Annotated in this window: 25 protein-coding genes; all 25 read right to left on the bottom strand. The window is 40.6% G+C overall.

The genetic code is table 11. The features are described 5' to 3' along the window. Positions 1-21: 21 nt before the first annotated feature. Positions 22-1,245 (bottom strand): flagellar hook protein FlgE, encoded by a 1,224-nt coding sequence (locus ACOSV2_RS03115; RefSeq protein WP_428973879.1) that lies wholly within the window; start codon positions 1,243-1,245, stop codon positions 22-24. Between the two features lie 68 nt (positions 1,246-1,313). Beyond that, the gene (locus tag ACOSV2_RS03110) at positions 1,314-1,694 is read right to left on the bottom strand and encodes a TIGR02530 family flagellar biosynthesis protein (protein ID WP_428973878.1); all 381 of its coding nucleotides are present in this window, start codon (positions 1,692-1,694) and stop codon (positions 1,314-1,316) included. 11 nt (positions 1,695-1,705) lie between these two features. Beyond that, a complete protein-coding gene (gene flgD, locus ACOSV2_RS03105; protein ID WP_428973877.1) occupies positions 1,706-2,338 on the bottom strand; it encodes a flagellar hook assembly protein FlgD in 633 nt (210 codons plus the stop codon). Between the two features lie 8 nt (positions 2,339-2,346). Next, positions 2,347-3,588, bottom strand: a complete 1,242-nt coding sequence (locus ACOSV2_RS03100) for a flagellar hook-length control protein FliK (protein ID WP_428973876.1) — start codon at positions 3,586-3,588, stop codon at positions 2,347-2,349. A 26-nt stretch (positions 3,589-3,614) separates the two neighbouring features. Further along, entirely contained in the window at positions 3,615-4,208 is a 594-nt protein-coding gene (locus ACOSV2_RS03095) for a MotE family protein (protein WP_428973875.1), read from the bottom strand. 4 nt (positions 4,209-4,212) lie between these two features. Further along, positions 4,213-4,659, bottom strand: a complete 447-nt coding sequence (gene fliJ, locus ACOSV2_RS03090) for a flagellar export protein FliJ (RefSeq protein ID WP_397551706.1) — start codon at positions 4,657-4,659, stop codon at positions 4,213-4,215. A 5-nt stretch (positions 4,660-4,664) separates the two neighbouring features. Further along, entirely contained in the window at positions 4,665-5,984 is a 1,320-nt protein-coding gene (gene fliI, locus ACOSV2_RS03085) for a flagellar protein export ATPase FliI (protein WP_428973874.1), read from the bottom strand. Next, positions 5,981-6,757: a flagellar assembly protein FliH gene (gene fliH / locus ACOSV2_RS03080; protein ID WP_428973873.1), complete on the bottom strand. Its 777-nt coding sequence runs from the start codon at positions 6,755-6,757 to the stop codon at positions 5,981-5,983. Before fliH ends, fliI begins: the two co-directional genes overlap by 4 nt. Next, positions 6,750-7,769, bottom strand: a complete 1,020-nt coding sequence (gene fliG, locus ACOSV2_RS03075) for a flagellar motor switch protein FliG (protein WP_428973872.1) — start codon at positions 7,767-7,769, stop codon at positions 6,750-6,752. The genes fliH and fliG overlap by 8 nt, the downstream gene beginning before the upstream one ends. A gap of 5 nt (positions 7,770-7,774) precedes the next feature. Further along, positions 7,775-9,373 (bottom strand): flagellar basal-body MS-ring/collar protein FliF, encoded by a 1,599-nt coding sequence (gene fliF, locus ACOSV2_RS03070; protein WP_428973871.1) that lies wholly within the window; start codon positions 9,371-9,373, stop codon positions 7,775-7,777. A 33-nt stretch (positions 9,374-9,406) separates the two neighbouring features. Then, positions 9,407-9,712: a flagellar hook-basal body complex protein FliE gene (gene fliE, locus ACOSV2_RS03065; protein ID WP_428973870.1), complete on the bottom strand. Its 306-nt coding sequence runs from the start codon at positions 9,710-9,712 to the stop codon at positions 9,407-9,409. 17 nt (positions 9,713-9,729) lie between these two features. After that, positions 9,730-10,191, bottom strand: coding sequence for a flagellar basal body rod protein FlgC (gene flgC / locus ACOSV2_RS03060; protein WP_428973869.1), 462 nt, complete (start codon positions 10,189-10,191; stop codon positions 9,730-9,732). Positions 10,192-10,193: 2 nt separating this feature from the next. Next, positions 10,194-10,583, bottom strand: coding sequence for a flagellar basal body rod protein FlgB (gene flgB, locus ACOSV2_RS03055; RefSeq protein ID WP_428973868.1), 390 nt, complete (start codon positions 10,581-10,583; stop codon positions 10,194-10,196). Positions 10,584-11,438: 855 nt separating this feature from the next. Then, positions 11,439-12,218: a GTP-sensing pleiotropic transcriptional regulator CodY gene (codY, locus tag ACOSV2_RS03050; protein ID WP_113968229.1), complete on the bottom strand. Its 780-nt coding sequence runs from the start codon at positions 12,216-12,218 to the stop codon at positions 11,439-11,441. Between the two features lie 96 nt (positions 12,219-12,314). Further along, positions 12,315-13,727, bottom strand: coding sequence for an HslU--HslV peptidase ATPase subunit (hslU, locus tag ACOSV2_RS03045; RefSeq protein WP_428974273.1), 1,413 nt, complete (start codon positions 13,725-13,727; stop codon positions 12,315-12,317). Positions 13,728-13,796: 69 nt separating this feature from the next. Further along, positions 13,797-14,339 carry an ATP-dependent protease subunit HslV gene (gene hslV / locus ACOSV2_RS03040; protein WP_397551714.1) on the bottom strand — a complete coding sequence of 181 codons (543 nt, stop codon included), beginning with the start codon at positions 14,337-14,339 and terminating at the stop codon, positions 13,797-13,799. A 20-nt stretch (positions 14,340-14,359) separates the two neighbouring features. Beyond that, entirely contained in the window at positions 14,360-15,259 is a 900-nt protein-coding gene (gene xerC, locus ACOSV2_RS03035; RefSeq protein WP_428973867.1) for a tyrosine recombinase XerC, read from the bottom strand. 61 nt (positions 15,260-15,320) lie between these two features. Next, a complete protein-coding gene (trmFO, locus tag ACOSV2_RS03030; protein ID WP_428973866.1) occupies positions 15,321-16,619 on the bottom strand; it encodes an FADH(2)-oxidizing methylenetetrahydrofolate--tRNA-(uracil(54)-C(5))-methyltransferase TrmFO in 1,299 nt (432 codons plus the stop codon). 243 nt (positions 16,620-16,862) lie between these two features. Continuing rightward, positions 16,863-18,938 (bottom strand): type I DNA topoisomerase, encoded by a 2,076-nt coding sequence (gene topA, locus ACOSV2_RS03025; RefSeq protein WP_428973865.1) that lies wholly within the window; start codon positions 18,936-18,938, stop codon positions 16,863-16,865. A gap of 300 nt (positions 18,939-19,238) precedes the next feature. Then, a complete protein-coding gene (gene dprA, locus ACOSV2_RS03020; protein ID WP_428973864.1) occupies positions 19,239-20,114 on the bottom strand; it encodes a DNA-processing protein DprA in 876 nt (291 codons plus the stop codon). Positions 20,115-20,194: 80 nt separating this feature from the next. Beyond that, positions 20,195-21,097, bottom strand: coding sequence for a succinate--CoA ligase subunit alpha (gene sucD, locus ACOSV2_RS03015; RefSeq protein ID WP_044337414.1), 903 nt, complete (start codon positions 21,095-21,097; stop codon positions 20,195-20,197). Between the two features lie 16 nt (positions 21,098-21,113). After that, positions 21,114-22,274, bottom strand: a complete 1,161-nt coding sequence (sucC, locus tag ACOSV2_RS03010) for an ADP-forming succinate--CoA ligase subunit beta (RefSeq protein WP_113968235.1) — start codon at positions 22,272-22,274, stop codon at positions 21,114-21,116. A gap of 260 nt (positions 22,275-22,534) precedes the next feature. Next, a complete protein-coding gene (locus ACOSV2_RS03005) occupies positions 22,535-22,816 on the bottom strand; it encodes an EscU/YscU/HrcU family type III secretion system export apparatus switch protein (protein ID WP_113968236.1) in 282 nt (93 codons plus the stop codon). Next, a complete protein-coding gene (locus ACOSV2_RS03000; protein WP_428973863.1) occupies positions 22,813-24,633 on the bottom strand; it encodes a hypothetical protein in 1,821 nt (606 codons plus the stop codon). The genes ACOSV2_RS03005 and ACOSV2_RS03000 overlap by 4 nt, the downstream gene beginning before the upstream one ends. A gap of 52 nt (positions 24,634-24,685) precedes the next feature. After that, the gene (locus ACOSV2_RS02995) at positions 24,686-25,441 is read right to left on the bottom strand and encodes a ribonuclease HII (RefSeq protein WP_428974272.1); all 756 of its coding nucleotides are present in this window, start codon (positions 25,439-25,441) and stop codon (positions 24,686-24,688) included. Positions 25,442-25,526: the final 85 nt, after the last annotated feature.

Here is a 25,526-nt window from a genome sequence, read left to right as displayed (position 1 = left end):
CCTTCCTCCCTTTTTAACGAATTAACGTTTCAAGTTTATAAGCTCTTGCAGGATTTCATCCGACGTTGTGATAATACGTGTATTTGCCTGGAAACCACGCTGAGCCGTGATCATTTCAGTGAATTCTTCGGATAGGTCCACGTTGGACATTTCGAGGGCACCAGACTGAAGTGCCCCTCTTCCCTCTCCAGCTAGCCCCTGGTTCGGAAGGCCTGAGTTGTTTGAAGCCTGGAACAGATTATTGCCGGCTTTCGTCAACCCACCCGGATTAGAAAAAGTAGCTAATGCCAGTTGACTTAAAACTCTCACTTCACCATTGGAAAATACCCCATTCACTTCACCGGAAGAACCTATGTTGAAGCTTTCAAGGTACCCTTCTGAGTTTCCGTCAACAGTATCTACATTAGCGGAGGATGAGCTATCGAACTGAGTGATCTTGGAGAAATCCAGATCGATTGTTTGGGTAGGATTTGCACCAGTTTGATTATTTAAAACTATAGGGAAAGGCACCTGAGAAGTTGATTTCCCTTCTTCGTCAAAATTCAAAACGGTATCTTGACCATTGGCGACTGTAACGTCATCGGTCAGACTGGATATTGTAACTCCCCATTGATTTTGACCGGATTTCTCCATTACTAACTTAATACTAATATCTTTACCTAGTGAATCCTTCACTTTCGTTTCAAGCTCCACTACAGTACCATCGACGGCACTAGACTTTAAGTTCCCATTATAAGCGGCCTTGCTCGTAGCCTGTGGTGCCATTGTGGTATTAGTATCAATTTTGATATCAGTCGCCCCACTCTGATTGACTGCACCGTCATTAGTAACCGGATACCCCTGTACAAGATTTCCTTGACCTGTCACAAGGTTTCCGTTTGAATCTAAATAAAAGTTCCCGGCACGGGTAAACATTTCGTTATTTCCTTGTCTCACAACAAAAAATCCGTCACCCGAGATGGCTACATCCAAGGATCTGCCTGTTGTCTGCAGACTTCCTTGAGTTTGAATCGTATCAATGGACGACAGAGATGCCCCAAGACCTACTTGCTTTGCATTTTGACCTCCACGGTTTTCAGTTGCTCTACTCGCACCAGAAACGGTTTGGTTCATTAAATCCTGGAATGTGACACGCCCTTTTTTATACCCGTACGTATTTACATTAGCAATATTATTTCCGATTACATCCAGTTTTGTTTGAAAGTTTTTCATTCCACTGATACCCGAATACATTGAACGTAGCATGATTTTTCCCCTTTCTTATTAGCTGCTTCAATCAGTCCACAGCTACAGGCCTCCATAAAAGGTCCAGCCTATGAATCTATTAATATCGTTCCATTAATGTTGGTGAAAATCTGAGAATGTGCTTCGTCACGGTCCAAAGCTGTGATCACCGTTTTGTTTTTTGCGCTTACGATTAACGCGGCATCTTTCAGAATCACCAGAGAATCCCCGACACCCTTCGATTTTGCTTCGTTTATTTTCGACCCTATCTTCTCCCAAGTTTGTTGAGAAATAGAGATTCCCCGTTGCTCCATCCTTACCATTGCATGTTTGCTAATCTGTATGTGGGGTACATGTTGAACGGCCTTATCTAATTGGGAAGCAAATGATGATGTTGAAGGTTTAGAAATAGCTTTCGTCTTATTTGGTACAATCGGTTGTGGTGAACGATGAAAGAATGTCTTTTCCATACAACCACTCCCTATGATTCGATTTTAATTAATTTATCACTGGAAATTTTGTCACCTGCTTCTGTATGAAACCAAATAAGTGAATCTTTCTTTGAAACGGATTGAACGATTCCGCTCATCTCTCCATCTTCACTGTTCCATGTTACGTTCTTTCCTATTAATAAAGATGCATTAACGAGAGAAGCTTCCGGGGTATCCGTCGTATTCACTTGTGAAATATTCCCGGGAGTCAGGATTGTTCCGTCCTCCATGATGAATTCAACAGAGTCACCTTTAAAGCGGACTCCTTTTACGATTCCCTGTCCTTCTTGTATTTCGGGTGCATCGCCCGCTTCTGATTCTATAATTTTATGCCATGTCACTTGTTTGCCAACAAACTGATTGTATGAGATCAATTGTGATTGACTTTGGTTATCCACAAATTTCTCCATTGTTTTCGTCAGGTTCGTCATCTGCTCCAATGATGAAAAGGTAGCCATTTGTGCGATGAAGTCTTTGTCCTGCATCGGATTCAACGGGTCTTGATTCTGTAATTGTGTCATCAGGATTTTCAGGAAGTCATCTTTTCCCATAATATCCTTTCCACCTTCACGCTGTTTTGTTTGGAGGGTGGAATATAGTAAGCTTGGATCGATTTTCGTCATATTATCACCTATATTTCGGTATTTACGAGATAATCCTTAAAGGATTGAGTTTCTTCTTCCCCGCTTCCTCCATGTGACTGATTCTGCTTTTGCTGTTGTGAGGACTGTTGCTGTGACTGCCCTTTGGATTGCCGCTCAGCATCTGTTAACGCCTGTGAGATTTCAATCTTCTCTACTTGGAGGTTCTGAGATGTAAATGCATGCTTTAATCCTTGAATTTGAGAATCAAGCATTTCTTTCGCAGTTGCCGTTGAAGCTAATATTTTTGCGGTCATCACTCCGTTTTGTTGTAGAAGTTCAATCCTTAGTGAGCCCAGTTGCTCTGGGTACAGCTTGATTAACAGCTTACTCATGTTCGGCTGTGACACCATTTGAGATTTACTTATGATATTCTGAAATTCTTTCACGAATTGTTCATATTGAACGGAGCGATTTCCTGATGAGAGACTCATGGAAACGGATTCTGTTTTCGGAAGAACAAAGTGTATGTGGCTTGCCTGAATCGGTTGAATACTTTTCTTTTCCACTGTGACCCCTTCTGTTGAAGACTGCTTTTCCATTGTTTGCACAGGTGCTTGGCGTTGAAAAGCATCTTTTAATATCCTCGACCAATCCTTCGCCTGATTAAACTCCTTGGTCAGGGAATGATCTACACCCGCTTGAACCATCTTCATCATCTCTTTCAGTTCGGACGCTTTTGATGCTTCCACCACAAGTAAGTCACGGTTAGCTGCCAAAAGTTCAATGACCTTTACAAGTCTGGTCACTTCTTCCACTGGCCCTTTTCCACTTATGCCCCCCACCTCATTTTTTAATGCGGATTGCAACAACTGCATCGTTCCCAGCAGGATTTCATGAAGATCCTCTACATTATCACCTGATGAAGACGAAGATTGCTCAGTCCCAATAAGAGCGGATTGAAGCTCAGAGAAAAGTGTTTTGACCGTTTCTTTATCCACACCAACTATTTCAGCGATTTGGTCAAAGTCAAATTCCTTTAATCGGGATAAGTCTTCTAATTGCCCACTTGATAATCCAACTTCACCAACCTCTGTTGCACGTAAGATACCTTGCAGGCTAACCAGAAGAGATAGTGTCTCGGGCTGTTTTACTTCTTCCCTTTCAACCACATGATTCGATACAAATCCTAAAAGTTTTGAAAACCCATCCATTTCTTTCTTAGAATGCGTTGATTCCTTTCTCATCCCCATGGGAGAGTTGGGAGCTTGGGTACCTATTCCGATTTCCACTTTTTCACCTCCTCTCATGACCTAGCCTATCTTTCCACCGTCGAGAGTAGCTCCGTGTATCTGGCTGCATCCTCCGGGGGCATTTTTTCTAAAATATCTGCTAGCGTATCAGGTTTGATATTTGATAGAATCTTCATTGCCTCATCATCATCCATTTTCATCAGAACAGGGGCAGCACTCTTTGCTGACATGGATTCAAATGTATTGACTACCTCTTTAAAGGCCCGTTTGTTTTCTTCACCAATCTGCCGTAACTCTTCAAGCTCTTCTTTTTGCTGCTGTATGGTTGCTTGCAGTTGTGCATTATCACTGTCTTTTTTATCTACTTCATTTTGAAGCTGAGCAATTTTCGCCTCTTGATCTTCGATTGAAGCTTGTAGAGAGACCATTCGCTCATGTAATTCGTCTGCTTCCCGAGCTTCGTTTGAAGGAAGGATATTAGCAAGAAAAGGGATGTCCGAGCTGAATGATTGCGCTTTTTCAAATACATTGATTCCTGCAACTGTCATGATTACGAGAGCGAAGGTTATAGTAAACAAGAGAGGAATGAAGATGATAAACACAACTCTTTGGAAACGACTGGACTGCTCTTTGTATTCCTCTTCGATCACCTTTGCCATGAAATCACCTAACTCCCCGTTTCATATATTGAACGACTGATACTTCATCTAATTGTTTATTTTCCACTTGTTGATTCGTTTGCAAAAAGCGATGGAGATCATTCTCCTTCATCTTTTCGTATTTCTTTACTTCTACGTTCATATCTACAAGTTTTTCTTCACACCAGTTCATCCGGTTCCTTGCTTGTATCACCAGGTCCTGGTAATAAGAAATGGTTCTTTCAAGATTGGTGATGAACTGTTGATGATGACGAATATGTTGTACAGATAAACCATTTTGCAACTTGGTTTCTTGATGCTGTTCGAGATTTTCTTTCTTTTTCAGAAACTCATAAAGCTTCTCGGCAACTTTTTCAAACTTTTCAATGGAACCCCTGTACATTTCTTGCACTTCATCTTTTTCTTTTTCTTTTAACGTTAAAATACGTTGAAATCTGTATTGATAACTCACTCGATTCATCCACCTTTTTCCGATAGCTTTATAAGTTCATCAACACTTGCAGGGAGAGAAACCTGTTCGTATACTCCCTGTTTCAAGAAGGAGATGATACCTGGATAGTATTGGATGGCTTCATCAACCTCACGGGAAGTACCCTTTTTATAAGCACCAATTTGGATAAGATCCTCAGAGTTCATATAAGTACTTAATAACTCTCTTATTCTCGTAGCGGCATGTAAATGTTCCTTAGATGCCAGATGATTCATTAACCTGCTCACACTTTTCAAAATATTGATAGCCGGATATTGACCTCTATTTGCGATTTGACGGTCAAGCACAATATGACCATCCAATATCCCCCTGACCGTGTCAGAAATAGGCTCATTTAAATCATCACCATCTACCAACACGGTGTAAAATGCTGTAATGCTCCCGAGTACATTAGTTCCTGTTCTTTCTAATAGTTTCGGTAAAATAGCAAATACAGATGGCGTATACCCTTTAGTGGTCGGTGGTTCACCGACCGCCAATCCGATTTCCCTCTGAGCCATCGCTACACGTGTCGCGGAATCCATCATGAGCATGACGTTCATTCCTTTATCCCTGAAATATTCCGCAATGGCAGTAGCCGTAAAGGCTCCTTTAATCCTCATTAGTGCAGGTTGATCAGACGTGGCTGCCACTACAATCGTTCGCTTTAATCCTTCTTCTCCTAAATCTCTTTCAATAAATTCCCTTACTTCCCTGCCCCGCTCACCGATTAACGCAATTACATTTAAATCCGCTTTCGTGTTTCGGGCAATCATTCCAAGCAGTGTGCTTTTTCCTACCCCACTCCCAGCAAATATACCGACCCTTTGGCCTTTACCTACAGTCAGCATGCTGTCGATAGCTTTTACACCAACCTCCATTTTTTCGTTAATGGGTGGTCTTGATAAAGGATTGGGAGGATCTTGCTCTGTATATGTCGTACTTAAGCCATTCGGTAAGTGACTTCCATCAAGTGGATGTCCCAGGGAATCTATCACCTTCCCTATTAAGGATGGTCCAATTTTGATTTCTAATGACTTTGACGTCCCTTCTACTAAACTGCCGGGAGAAATATCCTGCATATTGGTATAAGGCATGAGGATCACTAAATCATCATTAAACCCTACCACTTCTGCCAGAATCACTTTTTGTTTGCCACGGGAGAAAATATGAATGTGACAGACTTCACCTACAGAACTTTCGGGCCCTTGAGATTCGATCATTAACCCTACAACCCGTTTTACCTTTCCAAACTTTTTGAAAGTTGGAATCTGGGGGATATGTTGAATGAGATCTGCTGCTTTCATTCAACATCACCTTCCAGAAAATGTAGAAGTTTATGTTTTAACTCTCTTAATTGGGAGTCCACACTCACAATGACACGTCCCTGATTGGTTTCTATGTAACATTCCTCAGGTTGAAGATCATCATTGGCATAAATAAAGCATTGAACATCCGTTGGGAACATGACTTCAAGCTCATCTTTGTTTTCAACTAAAAGCTTATGCCTGGACGGATGAACATGAACTTGAATATGAGGCAGATCCCTTACCTCCTTTAATCCCCGTTCCACGATCGAAAAGAAATGATCGGGTTCTTCCTGAAGTTTCCGATTCATGATTTTCTCAGCACATGTAATCCCTAAGCTGACAATGACCTTCTCAGCATTTTGAATATAGTCTTGATACTGCTGCTTATTTCTTTCGGTCATTTCATTGGCTTCCATTAATCGCTGTTGATATTCTTGATAACCTTTGTTTCTACCCTCTTCTTCGCCTTGAAGAAATCCGGCATTATAGGCCTCTTGCATGAGTTGCTCGCGCTCAACCAGCCATTTTTCTTTCTCGCGTTCAATTTGACTTTGAGCATGGAGAGTCATCTCTTTCGCTTCTTCGATTATTCGAGTTGCTTTCTCATTCGCTTTATTGATAATGTGATTTCCCTCGGCCACTCTGTTCTTTTCAAGGTCGTTGTCTTCATGTTGATTGAAGTCTTCCAGTGTTTTAACCCTTTTAAGGGATATCAGTTTTTTGTTTTCATCAATGGTTCGAGCAATGGAGGATTTAATGATTCTAGACAATAATATCGTCTCCTCCACCACGGGCTATGATGATTTCACCGGAATCCTCTAACCTTCTTATCACTGCTACAATCCGTGACTGTGCTTCTTCTACATCCCGTAATCGAACCGGCCCCATGAATTCCATTTCCTCTTTTAGGGTTTCCACCATGCGATTAGACATATTTCTAAATACCACTTCTTTCACCTCATCACTTGATACTTTGAGGGACAGCAGCAGATCTTCGTTAGCACAATCGCGAATGACACGTTGAATGGAACGTCCATCAAGGGTGACAATGTCTTCAAACACAAACATTCTCTTCTTGATTTCTTCAGCTAATTCAGGATCTTGTATTTCCAATGCATCCAGAATGGTCTTCTCCGTAGAACGATCTACCCCATTCAGCACTTCGACTACTGCCTCGACTCCACCCGTCTGCGTATAATCCTGGGTCACAGTAGCCGAAAGCTTTCTTTCAAGGATTGCTTCCACTTCACTTATCACTTCCGGAGAAGTTCCATCCATGATCGCGATTCTCCTGGCAATATCTGCTTGAACTTCTTGAGGAAGTTCAGAAAGAATTTGGCCTGCTTGCTGTGGTTCAAGATAAGATAGAATTAATGCAATGGTTTGAGGGTGCTCGTTTTGTATAAAGTTGAGAATTTGAGCAGCATCGGCTCTCCGTGCAAAGTCAAAAGGCTTTACTTGTAAAGATGAAGTTAAACGGTTAATGATCGCCAATGCTTGGTCTGATCCGAGTGCTTTTTCTAATACTGTTTTGGCATAGCCAATCCCACCCTGGGAGATATAATCTTGAGCGATGGCGATATGGTGAAATTCTTCTAAGATTTCCTCTTTCGCTTCAGTCTCCACCTTTTTGACTCCGGAAATCTCTAACGTTAACTTCTCGATTTCTTCTTCTGACAAATGCTTGTATACTGATGCGGATACATCAGGACCAAGAGAGATCAGGAGGATGGCTGCTTTCTGTTTTCCCGTTAAGTCTTTCTCTCTTCTAACCACATTCATCCCTCCTAATCCTCTGATAACCAGGTCCGTAATAATTTTGCAAATTCTTCAGGCTTTTCTTTGGCCATTTTTTCAAGTTGTTTCCGGCGAATCGTACCTTCTGTTTCTTCTTTAGGCTCGATTTCCGGTATATGGACAGGTTCCCTTGTTTCTTCGTACACCATTTCTTCTGTTTTTTCTTTCTTTCTGGAGCGAATCAGGAAGAATACTAAAAGTAGAATGACAATAAGAAGTATTCCTCCAACCACATAGGTCCACCAGGGAAGAACAGATTTTTCTTCAGATGCCATATCGACTTTTCCTTTAAATGGTTGAACCGAGACGATCACTTTGTCTTCTATTGCTTCGTCTGTCAATTCAGGATTGGCTTCCTTATCAATGGAAGTTCTTACAATGGTCGATAATACTTGGCGGATATCATCCACCCTGTCTTGTGGCAGGGAATTTATCTCTTCAGGATTTGGCGGTTCCACCATAACCTGAATCCCAAGGTCCCTTATTTTATATGGGCTCTCAACTACTTCTTTACGGATACGATTGACTTCATTGTTAATCGTTTCCTCCATTCGTTCATAATCACCGTTTGATTCTGAACCGGAACCATAAGTATCACCAGTATTTGTTGGCTCATTAGCATCACCGGCTCCAGGTGTCCCACCCGGGTTTGCTCCTTCACCCGAGAAGGTTTCTGTAATTCGTTGTGCACTTACGGCTATTCCTTCCATGTTTTCTTCATCCACTGGTGTAACAAGGTTTTCTTCACGGTTTTCCTGGGTAAAGTCTATATCAGTTGTAACCGATACAACCACTTTGTTAAATCCAATCAGTGTGCCTAACATATTCTGAACTTGACGTTGTATATCCCGTTCAATTTCTTTCTTTACATCCATTTGTTGAGCAAAGTTGCCTCCACCCATTGAATTATTTTGGGATTCCAAGTCAAAATACTCAAAAAATTGATTCATGATGACGATATTCTCTGTAGGGAGATCAGGAACACTTTTGGATACCAGATGGTAAAGTGATTTAATCTGCTTTTGATCAAAAGTGAAACCTGGATTTGTATTTAATACAATCGAAGCTGATGCTTGTTGTATATCATCACTTAAGAACACCTGCTTTTCTGGGAGATTGATCATGACTTTAGCATCCTGTACTCCTTCGATTCCTTTCATGAGTTGAGCAAGTTCTGTTTGCATCGCATCCAGCTTCAACACATTAAATTCATTATCAGTCATACCAAACCCGGCATTTTGACTAAAAAAGGAGTAATCAATACTGCCCGAGTTAGGAATACCTTCTGCAGCCAATTCAACCTTCAATGTATCTACTTGTTCTTTAGGAACCATGATGGTTGATCCACCATCGGAAATCTCCGAGGGGATTCCTCTACCATCAAGATTTTCTTTTATCGTGCCGGTTTCTGAAGGTGATAAATTACTGTATAGGGGGACAAGAGTCGTTCTAGTTGCAAAAAAGCTCACAACACTAATCAAAATGACTGTTATCAGAAAGGTTGCTCCCATACTTATTTTCTGTTTTTTTGTTCTGCTTGCCCAATAAGACTTTATCTGTTCTGTATATTTCTTAAACGAATCATTCATTACAATCCTCCGGTACATGACTGAATGAGTCTACTACATTGGCATTCTCATTATTTCTTGGTAGGCTTCTACTACTTTGTTTCGTACTTCCATGGTCGTTTGTAATGTGATGCTTCCCTTTTGTGAAGCGATCATCACTTGATGAAGATCAACATTTTCTCCCCGTACAAGCTTGTCAGTCATGTGATCTGAATGAACTTGCATGGAATTCACTTCGTCAATGGACTGTTTAAGTAATTGACTGAAATTCTCCGTAGCTTCTGAAGGAGAGACATTTTTTTTTGCAATTGACGGACTAATAATTCCAGGATTAATCGAACCTATATTATGTATTGCCATAGATCTATAACCTCTTTCTATTTACCGATTTCCAATGATTTCATTAACATCGCTTTATTCGCATTAAACACAGTAACGTTTGCTTCATACGAACGAGTCGCCGATATGAGGTCAACCATTTCTCGTAATGGATCTACGTTGGGCAGCTGCACATATCCTTCGCCATTCGCATCAGGATGTTCTGGATCGTACACCATTTTAAATGGTGTTTCGTCATCTTCTTCGATTCTGGAAACCTTTACGCCGCTTCCAACAGTGGGATTGTCCCTTGTATGCATGGCTTTATTTAAAAATGAAGAAAATTGATTTTCCTTTGGGGTCATCACAACAGATTTTCTCTTATATGGCTGCCATTCTCCCCCCACCATTTCTCCTCTTGTTGTGTCTGCATTCGCCATGTTTGATGAAATGACATCCATTCTTAAGCGTTGGGCAGTAAGGGCGGATGCTGTTGTATTCATACCTGTAAATATCGCCATGATTATTTACCTCCCCTTACAACCGATTGAAGACTGTTAAACTTACCATTAATTCGATCGGTTAAGGCATTAAAATAGATTTGATTCGAAGCCATTTCTGACATTTCCTGATCTAAATCGACACCATTTCCATTGTGATTATATTGATAAGCTGTTTTTGTTTTAACCGCTGGATGTTGACTACTTGACTGAAAACTGAAATGTCGTTGATCCGTTTTTTTGGCATCCATTTGTTGAACTGACTGGTCCAGCATTGTCTTAAATTCCACTTCTTTAGCTTTATAATTTGGAGTATCGACATTTGCGATATTTTGAGAAATCACTTTTTGATTTAACGAGGCGTAATTCAGTCCTCTTTCCAGAGTGGTGAAAGTGTTGGAAAATAATTTCACTTAAGGCACCTCTATCCGTTTTTTTGACAAGATACTACTATTTTTTACAAATTTAGCATGCAACAGTATTTATTGTAATGTTTAGCAAGATTAGTGTCTACGAATATTCCGTAAATTTTCTAGAATGAGGGCGTTATTCAAAGAATTCGTGACTTTTAATCTATATTTAACCCTTAAATTACCAAGGATATTTTACCAATTTAATGTGAATTTTTCTAATTTTATTACATGTATGTTACATATACATATAACTTTCTGATTCGCTATCATAAGAATGAAATCCGACTTTATGTGGGTTCAAGATGGGGGGTTCACCTTTTATCATTCTTTTACACACGAAAATATCACCTTTCAAGAGGTGAATGTCATTATATTACTCACTCTGCCATCTTTTTTTATCAAACTGTCGAAAATAGTCGTAACATTGTTGTAACTTTATTGTACTATTCGTGCCATATATGACAATACCTTATGAAAGATTACCAATAGTCCATTCGGCTTATTTTCCCTAAACAATCAGACATTTCCGTCTACAAAAGCGGAGGGGCTTTGCCCAGAGGCGATAAGCATAAGTTAAGGACACTAGAAAGGCGCCCTTTGCCTTTTGGGTGGCATTGACTTATGACCTCGAGCCTCTAAGCCCCAGAGCTGGATAATACAAAAGCGGAGGGGCTTTGCCCAGAAGCGACAAGCATAAGTTAAGGACACCGGAAAGGCGCCCTATGACTTTTTGGTGTGATTGGCTTATTAACTCGAGCCTCTACGATACAAAGCGGAGCATGCCTTCAGAAGCGAGCATTAAAATAACCAAAAAAAAAGCTGTTCCCCATTTAACAGGGAACAGCTCTTTTTGGATTAATTTGTACGAAGCTTATCTAACTCAACTAAGAATTTATTGTTTAATACTTTAATGTAAGTACCTTTCATTCCCAGGGAACGAGACTCAATTACTCCCGCACTTTCTAATTTACGAAGGGCATTGACGATTACTGAACGGGTAATACCCACTCTATCGGCAATTTTAGAAGCAACCAGAAGGCCTTCATTACCATCTAACTCTTCAAAGATATGCTCAATCGCTTCAAGCTCACTGTATGATAAAGAACTGATTGCCATCTGCACGACAGCCTTGCTTCTAGCTTCCACTTCGATTTCTTCCGCTTTTTCACGAAGAATTTCCATTCCTACTACTGTTGCACCATATTCACCCATGATCAGATCATCATCTTCAAAGCTTGCTTCAAGACGGGCAAGAATTAATGTACCCAGTCTTTCACCCCCACCAATAATAGGAACGATTGTCGTTAACCCATTTTTGAAGAATTCTCTATTTTCAACAGGGAAAGCAGTATATTCACTGTTAACATCCAGGTTTGGAGAAGTCTCTTGAACATTAAACAGGTTTTGAGTATACTCCTCAGGGAATTGGCGATCAGCAAGCATTTGTTTCATTCGCTCATTTTCAATTTGCTGATTAATGGCGTAGCCAAGCAATTTCCCTCGGCGACTTACAACGAATACATTTGTTTCAATGACCTTGCTAAGTGTTTCTGACATTTCTTTAAAGTTAACTGGTTTACCCGCTGCTTTTTGCAGCATAGCGTTAATGGTTCTTGTTTTACCTAATAAATTCATTACATTTCCTCCTACTACAACTTAAGTGTATCTATTATTTAATTTTGTATTCTGATTGATTCATCTATCTTTACCCAATAGAATGAAGGTGAAAACTTATAGAATAAACTGACTCAGATCCTTATTCTTAGCTATGGCGCCTAACTTATCATCCACGTACTTTGGTGTGATATTAATCGTTTCCAATGTAATATCAGGAGCTTCAAAGGAAAGATCCTCGAGAAGTTTTTCCATAATGGTGTGAAGTCTTCTCGCTCCTATATTATCCGTGTTCTGGTTTACATCATAGGCAATTTCAGCAAGTCTACGAATAGCATCGTCAGAAAATTCAATTTGTATACCTTCTGTTTCCATTAAAGCGATATATTGTTTAATGATTGCGTTATCAGGTTCAATGAGTATACGTACAAAGTCTTCTGTAGATAGCTTCTGTAGTTCCACTCTGATTGGAAAACGTCCTTGTAATTCCGGAATCAGATCAGATGGTTTACTCATGTGAAAGGCACCTGCGGCAATGAAAAGCACGTGATCTGTTTTCACCGAACCATGCTTTGTGACAATCGTAGATCCCTCTACAATAGGAAGGATGTCACGCTGAACCCCTTCTCTCGAAACATCGGCTGAAGATTGGCCAGAGCTCTTGCTTGCTATTTTATCAATCTCATCGATAAAGATGATTCCTGATTGTTCTGCACGCACAACTGCCTCCTGGGTAACTTCATCCATATCAATAAGCTTTTGAGCTTCCTCATTTGTAAGAACGACTCTTGCTTCTTTCACCTTTAATTTACGTTTTTTCTTTTTCTTTGGCATGAAGTTGCTCATAGCATCCTGCATATTCATGCCCATTTGTTCCATACCGGAGCCTTGAAGCATATCGAACATGGAGGGTTGCTGCTCTTCTACTTCAATCGTGATGAACTCCTCTTCAAGTTCACCATTTTGAAGTCTTGTTTCCACTATGCGCCTTTGCTCTTGAAGGGAAATCTCTTCCTGCTTTTCTTCCTCTTCGTCAGAAGTGCCCTGAGACTGACTACCACCAAAGATCATTTCAAATGGGTTTTTATAAGAGGTGGACTTTTTCTTGGATGGTACAACGAGTTCCACTAAGCGGCGGTTAGCATTTTCAGCTGCTCTTTCACGAACCCCTACCATTTTCTCCTCTTTCACCAGGCGGACAGACGTTTCGACTAAATCTCTCACCATAGATTCCACATCACGCCCAACATAACCGACTTCAGTAAACTTAGTAGCCTCTACTTTTACAAAAGGAGCCCTGACAAGCTTCGCAATTCTTCTGGCAATCTCTGTTTTCCCGACCCCGGTTGGTCCCATCATTAATATGTTCTTTGGAATCACTTCATCCTTTAATACATCAGAAAGAAGGCTACGGCGATATCGATTTCGCAAAGCGACAGCGACCGCTCTCTTTGCATCTTTTTGTCCTACAATATATTGATCGAGACGTTCAACAATTTGTCTTGGAGTTAAGTGATCAGTACTCTTCATCAAATGGCACACTCCTTACTTTCCCTATAGTGTAAAAGTATATAAAAATTTCAACCTGATGAATAATGTTTATAGCTCTTCAACAATAATCTGGTTATTCGTATATACACATATATCAGCAGCGATTTGTAAGGAAGACTGGGCGATTTCCCTGGCAGATAAATGGTCACCTGCGTATTGTTTTAAAGCTCTTCCAGCAGATAGTGCATAATTACCACCTGATCCAATGGCTAAAATCCCGTCATCCGGTTCAATGACTTCTCCAGTCCCGGAAATTAGCAGCAAGTGATTTTCATCCATCACAATCAACATCGCTTCAAGCTTTCTTAACACTTTGTCGCTTCTCCACTCTTTAGCTAACTCAACAGCAGCCCTCGGAAGATTCCCATTAAATTCCTGAAGTTTCCCTTCGAACTTTTCTGATAGTGTGAATGCATCGGCAACTGAACCGGCAAAACCTGCTAATACTTTGCCATTAAATAGCTTCCGTACTTTTTTTGCTGTATGCTTCATTACAACTGCATTGCCAAATGTCACCTGTCCGTCCCCTGACATCGCACATTTGCCTTTATGCTGGACGGCAAAAATAGTGGTTGCGTGGAATTGTTCCATGTCCTGACCTCCAACTCTTCTTAAGCACGTGGATGATGTGCTAAATATGTTTTTCTCAACTGATCCTTCGATACATGAGTATATACTTGAGTTGATGATAACTGTGAGTGTCCCAGAAGTTCCTGAACCGTTCTTAAATCGGCACCATTATTAAGTAAATGCGTGGCGAACGTATGTCTTAACATATGGGGGTGGATTTTTCCGGTCAGGGAAGCCTTCTCGATAATCTTATTTAAGATAAGACGTATCCCTCTTTGGGTTAATGCTCCGCCACGATGATTGACCAACAATTGGATATGGGTTTGATTCTTCATTAACTTAGGGCGGGACTCTGTTATGTATTGTTCTATGGCATCGTGAGCAAAGCTTCCAAATGGCACATATCTCTCTTTGTTACCCTTACCTTTAACAAGGATTGTAGAAAGCCCTAAATCGATGTCCTTCAGCTGTATGCTTGTGCATTCACTTACGCGGATACCCGTAGCATAAAGAAGTTCAAAGATGGCCCGGTTGCGAATGTCTAAAGGCTTGTCTCCTCCGCACGCTTCTAACAATGCTTGTATTTCTTCCTCATAAAAAAATTTAGGCAATCGCTGTTCTTTTTTAGGAAGATTCACAAAGGAAAATGGATTATCGGTAAGCTGCTTTTCCCGATTTAAATAGCGGTAAAAACTTCTTAAACTGGATACCTTCCTAGAAATGGAAGATCTCATTAAACCATGATCATGCAGCTTAGTTAAAAAAAGTCTCGCATCAGAATACTCGACATCTTTTAATGAACTTAAACCTTGTTCTTTCATAAATACGTAGAACTCTTCAATATCATGACGATATTGTTCAAAAGTATGAGCAGAATAATGCTTTTCTATTTGTATATATTCAGTAAAGGATTGTAATTGTTCATATAATTGATTTCTCATTTTCAACACCTCACAAGGGCTACTAAATAGTAACACAACCCAGCTGCCCTTGCAATGAATTTTACACTTTTTTCACAAAGTTCTGAATTGTTTCTAATGCCCGGTTGGCATGTTGCTCATTACGCTCTTTTTTGCCTTTTACCTTTTTGGGCGAATCAGGGAGTAAACCGAAATTAGCATTCATCGGTTGGAAGTTGTTCTTGTTGGCCGTCGTAATATATCTTGCCATACTTCCAATCGCTGTTTCATGAGGGAACACCACGGGTGATTCACCTACAGCCAATTTCGCTGCATTGATTCCCGCGATCAGCCCGCTGGCAGCAGATTCCACATAACCTTCCACTCCAGTCATTTGCCCGGCAAAAAACAGGTTCTCATGGTCTTTTAGTTGATAGGTATCCTTTAGAACATTGGGGGAGTTGACGAAGGTATTTCTGTGCATCACCCCATAACGGACAATTTCCGCATTCTCAAGTCCAGGAATCAATTGAAGCACTTCTTTTTGCGGACCCCACTTTAAATGGGTTTGAAAGCCCACAATATTGTAAAGTGTTCCTGCTGCATCATCTTGTCTTAATTGAACAACAGCATATGGTCGTTTACCTGTTTTAGGGTCTTCTAATCCCACCGGTTTTAAAGGACCAAATAACATGGTTTTCTTTCCTCTGGATGCCATCACTTCTATCGGCATGCACCCTTCAAAGAAAATCTCTTTTTCAAACTCTTTTAAAGGCACCGTTTCAGCTGATATAAGGGCTTCGTAGAAACGATTGAACTCACTTTCTGTCATCGGACAATTTAAGTATGCCGCTTCCCCTTTGTCATACCGGGATTTCAAATACACTTTGTCCATATCAATGGAATCTTTCTCAATGATTGGTGCAGCTGCGTCGTAGAAATATAAATGTTCTTCTCCCGTTACTTTTCTGATTTTCTCTGAAAGATTCTCACTTGTAAGTGGTCCTGTTGCTATAATGGTGATTCCTTCAGGTAAATCCGTGACCTCTTCATTATATACCATGACATTCGGGTGATTCTTCACTTTATCAGTGACATGGGCTGCAAATTCGTGACGATCCACGGCCAATGCTCCTCCTGCAGGAACAGAACAGGCATCGGCTGCTGACATGATGACGGAATCTAAGTGCCGCATTTCCTCTTTTAATAAACCAACAGCATTGGTTAATGTATTCGCTCTAAGCGAGTTGCTGCACACAAGCTCTGCAAATTTATCTGTATGATGGGCAGGTGTCTGACGTACCGGTCTCATTTCAAAAAGGTTAACCTTTATTCCCCTCTTAGCAATCTGCCAAGCGGCTTCACTTCCCGCTAACCCTGCTCCAATAACATTTACTGCCATCTATATAAACCTCCTGGAAATCAATCCTTCATCTTAACCACATTGTATTGTACACCAATGCACAATGATAAAAAAGACAAAAGCATATTATGAATTTGTCTTTTTAATTAAATGCAAACAGAAAAGGGCTGACCCATCAGGTAATAGAGAAATCACCTGTTGGGACAGTCCCTTGTTACATTGTATAAGTTCATTGTTCAACAATCAATCTTTTTTATTGTTCAGACGAACAGGATACTTACACTACTTCTGAGTTTCTTCTTTATAATCACAACTAGTACATTGAATTTGATTACCTTTTTTAAGTTTTTTCTCTACGAGCAATTCTGAACACTTCGGACATTTCCGTTCGATCGGCTTATCCCATGATAAGAAGTCACACTCAGGATATTGGTCACAACCGTAGAAAATACGCTTTTTCTTGCTTTTTCGTTCGATGATATTGCCTTTTTCACATTTTGGACATTTCACACCGATTTCCTTGACGATTGGCTTAGTATTTCTACAGTCTGGAAAATTACTGCAAGCCATGAACTTTCCATATCGACCCATTTTGAATACCATTGGATGTCCGCATTCTTCACAATCTTCACCGGCAGGTTCATCGCGGATTTCGATTTTTTCCATTTCATTTTCCGCTTTTTCCAAATGTTTTTCAAAATCCTGATAAAAGCGATCGATGATTCTTTCCCACTTCACATTGCCGTCTTCAATATCATCCAGGCTGCGCTCCATGTTTGCCGTAAACTCGACGTCAATGATATCCGGGAAGAACTCTCTCACCAATTCTAAAACGATTTCCCCCAGTTCAGTCGGAATGAAACGCTTATTATCCAATGTTACATAGCCTCTTCGTTGAATTGTATCAAGAGTCGGAGCATAAGTGGAGGGACGGCCAATACCCAGTTCTTCCAGCGTCTTGACGAGCCTTGCTTCGGTATACCTTGGTGGTGGTTGAGTGAAATGCTGATTTGGATCAATGCTTTCACTTTTCACTTTATCGTTTTCTTCCAAGGCTGGTAGAAGATTGTCTTTTTCCTCTTTCTGATCATCCGATCCTTCAACATACACTTTCATAAAGCCTGGAAACTTCACTTTAGAGCCGGTTGCTCTAAACATGACGGAACCATTTACGATATCCACACTCATCGTATCCATAATGGCCGGTGACATTTCACTTGCTACAAATCGTTCCCAAATCAATTTATAAAGTCTGTATTGATCTCTTGAAAGATATTCTTTCACTGAAGCCGGATCCCTTAATGTACTGGTTGGACGGACGGCTTCGTGGGCATCTTGAGATTTTTGTTGTTTTTTCTCTTTACGCTCAGCCTGCTTAACGAAATCATTCCCATATTTATTAACGATGTATTCGTTCGCTTCTTTTTGAGCCACTTCAGAAATACGAGTCGAGTCAGTTCTCATATAAGTAATAAAACCAACCGTGCCTTCTTTCCCCATCTCAATTCCTTCATATAATTGTTGGGCAAGCATCATCGTTTTCTTTGCACGGAAGTTTAATTTTCTTGCTGCTTCCTGCTGTAGTGAAGAAGTTGTAAATGGCGGAGCAGGATTTCGTTTTCTTTCCTTTTTTGTTACTTTATTAATTTCAAAGGACTTCCCTTTTACTTTACCAAGCACTTCTTTCACATCTTCTTCGGTCTTCAGATCAACCTTCTTACCGTCCATTCCGTAAAAAGATGCCTGGAATGTATCGTTCCCTTTTGTGAATTCAGCTTCTATTGACCAGTACTCTTCTGGAGTAAAGCTTTTGATTTCATTTTCCCGGTCAATAATTAATCTTAGTGCGACAGATTGTACTCTCCCTGCACTTAGACCCTTTTTAACTTTCTTCCAAAGGAGCGGGCTGATGTTGTAACCCACTAATCGATCTAAAATCCTGCGTGCCTGTTGAGCATCGACTAAATCCATATTGATCGCGCGTGGATGCTTAAAGGACTCTTTAATCGCATCCTTCGTAATCTCATTAAATACCACACGACATTCGGAAGTGGTGTCCATGGCAAGGCTGTGAGCCAAATGCCAGGCAATTGCTTCTCCTTCCCTGTCGGGGTCAGCCGCGAGGAAGATTTTTTTGACTTTTTTGGCTGCTGTTTTCAATTCTTTTAATACAGGGCCTTTACCTCGTATCGTTATATACTTAGGCTCAAATTCGTTTTCTACATCAACGCCCATTTGACTTTTCGGTAAGTCTCTGACGTGGCCCATTGAAGCCCTGACCTTATATTTTTTTCCTAAATAACGCTCAATTGTTTTCGCCTTTGCCGGCGACTCTACTATTACTAAATAATCTGCCATCCAATTAGCCTCCTTAAAGAGGGAAATAATCACTGTTTATAGCACCTTGGAATGTTTATGATCCAAGTGAAACGGAAACGTTTACACTTTCATTCACATAGGTATAGAATTGATATCAGTGTAGATAATCACTACTTTTAACGATTTATTTCTCTTATATATAGTTTTAGATACCTGTTGCAAAATGTATAACAGTTTCACAATAATTGCAACCATTTTGTATAAATAACTTGTTATTATTCAATCATTATCGGGATAAACCCTACTTTATTAAAAGATTCTATATCATATTATCTTAATTTATACTCCCAGTTCTGAAAAAATATCTTCTATTGATAGGACCATTCTTGCACCTTCCTGGATTAGACTGTTGGTTCCTTCTGCTAACGGCTCATGTATGGATCCTGGTATACATAATACTTCTCTTCCTTCATTTAATGCATAATCAGCCGTGATGAATGTCCCGCTCTTTTTTCTTGCCTCCGTAACAAGCACTGCATTGGTAAGACCGCTGATGATCCTATTTCTAAAAGGAAATTGCCATTTTTCAGGTTTAATATAAGGGGGATATTCAGAGAGAAGAAGCTGATGCTTCATCATATGATGGGCTAATCCTTCATTTTGCTTCGGATAAATGTGGTTGAAGCCTCCACCGAGGACACCTATCGTTTGGCCACCTGAATGAATCGTTTCGTTATGAGCCAACGTATCTGCACCTTGCGCTAGTCCACTTACAATGACTATCTCTTTCTTCACCAGCTGGGGAATCATATCGCGAAGAATTTTTTCCGTATAAGAGGTAGCATTTCTCGAACCAATAATGGCCAATTTCTTTCGTCCATGAAGGAGATTCCTGTTTCCTTTTAAAAAGAGAAGAAAGGGGGGGTCATATACGTTTCTCAGTAAAGCAGGGTAATCATCGTCCATAATCGTGATCCAGTCTATATCATTTTCTGAATAAAGCTTTTTGTATCGGTCTGAATTAAATGAATGAAGGTCTCTATAGAAGAGTTCTGAATTGACTGCGGTAGAAAGGGTTATTTGTTGGAGCGTGGAAGGGGATAAATCAAAGATAGAGTGTAATTCCTGGAGAGATTCTATTATTCTTTTTGTTCCTTTCAATCCGATTCCCCGACAATGATGCATATGAAATAGAATATGACGACGGTCTTTCATTTATTACCTCCTGAATTTTCTTTAATAGAGAATATAAAACTGAGACTGATAGCATGAATGCCATCAGTCTCAAAACATGATTAATGAGTTTTACATTTATCTAAGATTCCTTCTTCTTTAAGAACCTTTATTAATGTTTCGCCCATATCTGAAGGTGTAGGAGCAACTTGAATTCCGCATTCATTCATAACGCGAATCTTCTCATCAGCTGTTCCTTTACCGCCTGAAATGATCGCACCTGCATGGCCCATACGTTTTCCTGGAGGAGCTGTACGTCCTCCAATGAATCCTACTACAGGCTTAGTCATGTTGGCTTTAACCCATTCAGCAGCTTCTTCTTCAGCAGTACCTCCGATTTCACCGATCATGATGACGGCATACGTATCTTCATCTTCATTAAATGCTTTCAATACATCGATAAAGTCTGTTCCGTTTACAGGATCTCCACCGATACCCACTGCCGTTGACTGACCGATTCCCGCTTGGGAAAGTTGGTGAACTGCTTCATACGTAAGTGTACCAGAGCGTGAAACAACCCCTACATGACCTTTTGTATGGATGTAACCGGGCATGATCCCGATTTTACACTCTTCAGGAGTGATGACTCCTGGACAGTTCGGTCCTACAAGGCGTGTTTTCTTGCCTTCCATATAACGCTTAACCTTCACCATATCCAGTACCGGGATATGTTCTGTAATACAGATTGCCAAATCAAGCTCGGCATCTACCGCTTCCATGATTGCATCTGCTGCAAACGGAGCAGGAACATAAATGACGGATGCATTTACGCCAGTTGCTTTCTTTGCTTCTTCAACTGTATTGAAAACAGGTACGCCTTCAACCTCAGTTCCGCCTTTTCCAGGTGTTACACCTGCCACGATTTGTGTACCGTATTCAAGCATTTGCTTCGTATGGAAAAGAGCTGTTGATCCTGTAATCCCTTGTACAACAACCTTGGTATCTTTATTAATAAATACGCTCATTAGTCCCCCGCCTTTCTCAGCCTACTTGCTCAACGATTTTTTGTGCGCCGTCCGCCATAGATTCAGCTGCAATGATATTCAATCCTGATTTATTAAGGATTTCTTTCCCTAAGTCAACATTTGTACCTTCAAGACGAACCACAAGTGGAACTTGAAGACCGATTTGCTTAGCTGCTTCTACAACACCTGTTGCAATAACATCACATTTCATGATTCCACCGAAGATATTGACGAAAATACCTTTAACGTTTTCATCAGAAAGAATGATTTTAAATGCTTCTGTTACCTTTTCCGCTGTAGCACCGCCCCCAACATCAAGGAAGTTAGCGGGATCTCCGCCGTAATGCTTCACGATGTCCATCGTTGCCATGGCAAGACCGGCTCCGTTAACCATGCAACCGATATTTCCGTCAAGGGAAATATAGCTTAGGTCATATTTAGAAGCTTCGATTTCTTTTGCATCTTCTTCTTCAAGATCGCGTAATTCAATCACATTTTTTTGACGGTATAATGCATTTGAATCGAAGTTGAACTTCGCATCCAATGCCATTACGTCTCCATCACCTGTTACAACCAAAGGATTGATTTCGACAATAGAAGCATCCTTTTGGACATACACGTTGTAAAGACCCATCATGAACTTAGCTGCTTTTCCAACAAGTTTTTGAGGGATATTGATATTGAATGCAATACGTCTCGCTTGGAAACCTGTTAATCCAACAACTGGATCAATGTACTCTTTAAAGATTTTTTCCGGTGTTTTTTCTGCTACTTCTTCGATTTCCGTTCCGCCTTCTTCAGATGCCATCAGGACAACTTGGGAAGTCGCACGGTCGAGTACCAGACCTACGTAATATTCTTTCTTAATATCACAGCCTTCTTCAATAAGTAAGCGCTTTACTTCCTTACCTTCAGGACCTGTTTGGTGAGTTACTAAAGTTTTACCGATTAACTCATCTGCATATGTACGCACTTCGTCCAGGCTTTTAGCGATTTTCACTCCGCCAGCTTTACCTCGACCACCTGCGTGGATTTGGGCTTTCACTACATACACGCTGGAATCTAATGTCTTCGCCGCTTCTACTGCTTCTTCAGCTGTAAAAGCCACTTTACCATTTGGTACGGATACCCCGTAATTTCTGAGGATTTCTTTACCTTGATATTCATGGATATTCATTTTCCATCCTCCTATCAAACTCTTCAAAAAATAGACTGCGCTTTCATTGTATAAAATGACAGTATATCTGTCTACCATTATGCTAAAAATATTATATTAATTTTAAAATTCTGAACTTAAGATAGTAGAATTACTCCATATGCTCCATTGTTTTTGAAGGGTTTATCCTTGAAATTATTATTCTTAAAAAATATAATTCACTATTCTATTTCGTGCTCATACCGTTTAGTGACATGAAGTATATTAGATTGACAAAGAAATTATCCCTTCCCCGCTATATCCCGATCTAAGCGATAGATGAAAGCAAAAACCTCCGCTACAGCGCCATATAATTCTTCAGGTATAGATTCCCCTATATCCAGGTTCCCAAGAAGTGAGAGTAAGCTCTTGTCTTCTTGTACAGGTATTTGATGGTCTTTTGCTTGAGCCAAAATGTTTTCAGCAATGATTCCCTTCCCTTTAGCAAGGACCTTTGGAGCTGATTCACTACTTTGATTATAGCCTAAGGCAATCGCTTCTTTTCTTTCATGAGGGTTTTTCATATCTTTAAATCAACTCCCGAAAACGTTTTAAACCGTTCTGCCATGATTTTATCAGAAAGCTCAACCTGCTTATCCGGAGCTTTCACCTTTATTATAGATAGTTGATAGTCCAGCTTCTCCAGACCTTCTTTTAATCCAGGAATAAATGATCTGGACATTTTCTCTGCGTTTGGGTGGTCATTCCAAACGGTCAAGGAGACCACTCGGTTTTGAACCTGCATATCGATTAATGTCTCTTTCATGATATCAAGCTCTAAATAAAATAAAACCCGGCAGTAGTCTCCATCGATCACACCTTTTTCTTTCTCTTTACCTGTCCATTGAAGGGTGATATCGGTGCTCTGTCCAAATAAAGAAAATGGGAATTGTTGTACGATTGTGAGAAAAGGAGAACTCTCCTGTGATTGAAGCACCTGGTGGTTCATCTTGAGAACAAGTTCATCAGCTAGCATTCGAATATCGGAGAGTGGGTGATTTTGACTTAGCCCGATGAGATGCTGCTTAATTGTTGGATGATTTTGAAGCTCTTGCCCATTTTTTTGTAACTGAGCTTCCAAGTTAATCCCAAACGTTCCAATTACTTTTTTCAACACCTTTGCCAGTTCTTCTCCCCGAATCGTCTGAGTGAGTTCTTGTTCTATCTGAAGGTGGAGTTTTTGAAACAGCTGTTCCATGTTCGATGCAGGTGCGCCTCTTCCATAGGACTGCAAGAGCCTCATATAGTTCACCTCAATGGACCGCCACTTTCCCTCTCCAATTACTCCCATCAGCTCTTTAGCTGCCACAAAGGAAGGTTCGTCCCTTTCTCCATTTAGTACAGTCTCCAAACTCAATATTATATCCATCCATTTATCGATATGAGTACCAGAGAGTCTAGGGATATCCCGACCCATGCCGGTAGTCGTAGATAGAAGCTGATCCAGGTCATTCCGAAGCTTTACGGGAGCTGGACCTGGATGATTGGCCAATTGGGTTCTTAGAAGATTTATCTTTCTTTCCCACTGCTCGTGTGAAGACTGTTTCAGTTCTTCTACAACCGTTGTCTTTAACCCTTTCCTCCATTGATTCATGGGGATTTCTTTCGGAAAGACTCCTAGTGACTTCAATAGATCGAAATGGCCTAATCGATTAGAGAAGGTTTGGGAAGTATCAACTAAACGGGATAATGCATTTATCACAAGTCTTTCTGACGCCAGCCTATTCAACGGTTTCTGGATCCCTCTTAGTAAATTGAGTGTGGCCATGTCCCTTCCAGTCCCGCTTAACTTTGAAGCCAGCTCATTTATCTTGGATAAAATGCCGCCTGTTGAAGTTCCCGATTTCATGGAGAGAAAGACCCTGTCAGAAAGCGGCATGTTCCTCTTAGCCATTTCAACCAGGGTTTCCACACTTTCTGATGAATCTTTCCCTTTCAAATGTTTCTCTGCGAATACTAGCAGTTCTTTATGAATGGGAATGTTTTTTTTCATTAGCTCCATAACAAATTCGTTCATTTCTTTGCCATTTGTTGATATGGAAAAATACTGTAATAGATTCGCTGCGGCATGCTTCCCATTTTTTACGCCAGTTTGCCCACGGTTTGGGATTAGATGTAGACTTACATTACTTTCAGATTGTTTCACTTCTACCCAATAACGTTCTCCAGCTTCCATTGGTGCTTCAATTTTCGCAATAAACCGTTGTCCATTGGCTGACACCACTGCATTGCCCTCTCCTAACAGATTATGGACGCTGATAAATAGAACTTTTCCACTTTGAATGGAAAAGGGCCTTTGGTCAAGGGGCTGTTTACTGTTAATACCATGAATATGGGTCATATCCCTGTCTCCCGTTCATTGTGAATCATAATCGTTTCAGTATGGTGCTATTCTATAGCAGCTCCTTCACAGGTGCAAAGCTCTTTCGATGAATGGGGGTCACTCCTAATTTCTCCAGCCCGCCTAAGTGATCCTTTGTGCCATATCCTGCATTCCTCTCAAACGCATATCCAGGGTATGTGCTGGCATACTCTTTCATCAGTCGGTCACGTGTTACCTTGGCAATGATGGAAGCTGCGGCAATGGATATACTTTTCGAGTCGCCTTTAATGATCGACTGACTCGGAAAGGGTGATTGAATTTTCATCGCATCGATCAGTAAATACTCAGGCTGAACCGGCAGGCTGACGATTGCTTCACTCATAGCCTTTTTTGTAGCTTCATAAATATTTATGGAATCAATTTCATCCGCATGTACCATTCCTACTCCGACAGATATTGCATGTTCCCTGATGTATTCATAGAAATCTTCTCTTCTTGCTTCTGTTATCTTCTTGCTATCATTTAATCCCGCCAAATAGAAGTCATGAGGCAGTATGACGGCAGCCGCCACCACAGGACCTGCAAGAGGACCTCTACCTACTTCATCGATTCCTGCAATGAGGGTGAATCCCTGTTGGTGAAGTTCACGTTCATATTGAGTTAGGACGCCAAACTCTTCTCTTTCCTTCTCTCGTTTCATCTGCTCGCGTTCAATCTGTTTTAATAGTTTTTGGACACCAATTCTTTCGTCCTTCCTCAACTCATCAAGAATCGGATCATGAGCAGAAGCAGACTTGATGATTTCCCTTATTTCTTTAATGGTCATATGTACTGTATTCACATTGCTCCTCCTTTTTATATCGGATGTACTTCACATAAATAAAGAGGCTGCGCAAAAGAGATTCCCCCTT

The sequence above is a fragment of the Rossellomorea sp. DUT-2 genome (assembly GCF_052665285.1).
The sequence above is the reverse complement of the archived record's forward strand: the minus strand, read 5'-3'. Positions and strand labels throughout refer to the sequence as shown.

Excerpts from the sequence above, each read along its gene's own strand:
- ACOSV2_RS03115 (WP_428973879.1), bottom strand. The coding sequence starts at position 1,245 with ATGCTACGTTCAATGTATTCGGGTATCAGTGGAATGAAAAACTTTCAA.
- ACOSV2_RS03110 (WP_428973878.1), bottom strand. The coding sequence starts at position 1,694 with ATGGAAAAGACATTCTTTCATCGTTCACCACAACCGATTGTACCAAAT.
- flgD (WP_428973877.1), bottom strand. The coding sequence starts at position 2,338 with ATGACGAAAATCGATCCAAGCTTACTATATTCCACCCTCCAAACAAAA.
- ACOSV2_RS03095 (WP_428973875.1), bottom strand. The coding sequence starts at position 4,208 with ATGGCAAAGGTGATCGAAGAGGAATACAAAGAGCAGTCCAGTCGTTTC.
- fliI (WP_428973874.1), bottom strand. The coding sequence starts at position 5,984 with ATGAAAGCAGCAGATCTCATTCAACATATCCCCCAGATTCCAACTTTC.
- fliG (WP_428973872.1), bottom strand. The coding sequence starts at position 7,769 with ATGAATGTGGTTAGAAGAGAGAAAGACTTAACGGGAAAACAGAAAGCA.
- fliF (WP_428973871.1), bottom strand. The coding sequence starts at position 9,373 with ATGAATGATTCGTTTAAGAAATATACAGAACAGATAAAGTCTTATTGG.
- fliE (WP_428973870.1), bottom strand. The coding sequence starts at position 9,712 with ATGGCAATACATAATATAGGTTCGATTAATCCTGGAATTATTAGTCCG.
- flgC (WP_428973869.1), bottom strand. The coding sequence starts at position 10,191 with ATGGCGATATTTACAGGTATGAATACAACAGCATCCGCCCTTACTGCC.
- codY (WP_113968229.1), bottom strand. The coding sequence starts at position 12,218 with ATGAATTTATTAGGTAAAACAAGAACCATTAACGCTATGCTGCAAAAA.
- hslU (WP_428974273.1), bottom strand. The coding sequence starts at position 13,727 with ATGAAGAGTACTGATCACTTAACTCCAAGACAAATTGTTGAACGTCTC.
- hslV (WP_397551714.1), bottom strand. The coding sequence starts at position 14,339 with ATGGAACAATTCCACGCAACCACTATTTTTGCCGTCCAGCATAAAGGC.
- xerC (WP_428973867.1), bottom strand. The coding sequence starts at position 15,259 with ATGAGAAATCAATTATATGAACAATTACAATCCTTTACTGAATATATA.
- trmFO (WP_428973866.1), bottom strand. The coding sequence starts at position 16,619 with ATGGCAGTAAATGTTATTGGAGCAGGGTTAGCGGGAAGTGAAGCCGCT.
- topA (WP_428973865.1), bottom strand. The coding sequence starts at position 18,938 with ATGGCAGATTATTTAGTAATAGTAGAGTCGCCGGCAAAGGCGAAAACA.
- dprA (WP_428973864.1), bottom strand. The coding sequence starts at position 20,114 with ATGAAAGACCGTCGTCATATTCTATTTCATATGCATCATTGTCGGGGA.
- sucD (WP_044337414.1), bottom strand. The coding sequence starts at position 21,097 with ATGAGCGTATTTATTAATAAAGATACCAAGGTTGTTGTACAAGGGATT.
- sucC (WP_113968235.1), bottom strand. The coding sequence starts at position 22,274 with ATGAATATCCATGAATATCAAGGTAAAGAAATCCTCAGAAATTACGGG.
- ACOSV2_RS03005 (WP_113968236.1), bottom strand. The coding sequence starts at position 22,816 with ATGAAAAACCCTCATGAAAGAAAAGAAGCGATTGCCTTAGGCTATAAT.
- ACOSV2_RS03000 (WP_428973863.1), bottom strand. The coding sequence starts at position 24,633 with ATGACCCATATTCATGGTATTAACAGTAAACAGCCCCTTGACCAAAGG.
- ACOSV2_RS02995 (WP_428974272.1), bottom strand. The coding sequence starts at position 25,441 with ATGACCATTAAAGAAATAAGGGAAATCATCAAGTCTGCTTCTGCTCAT.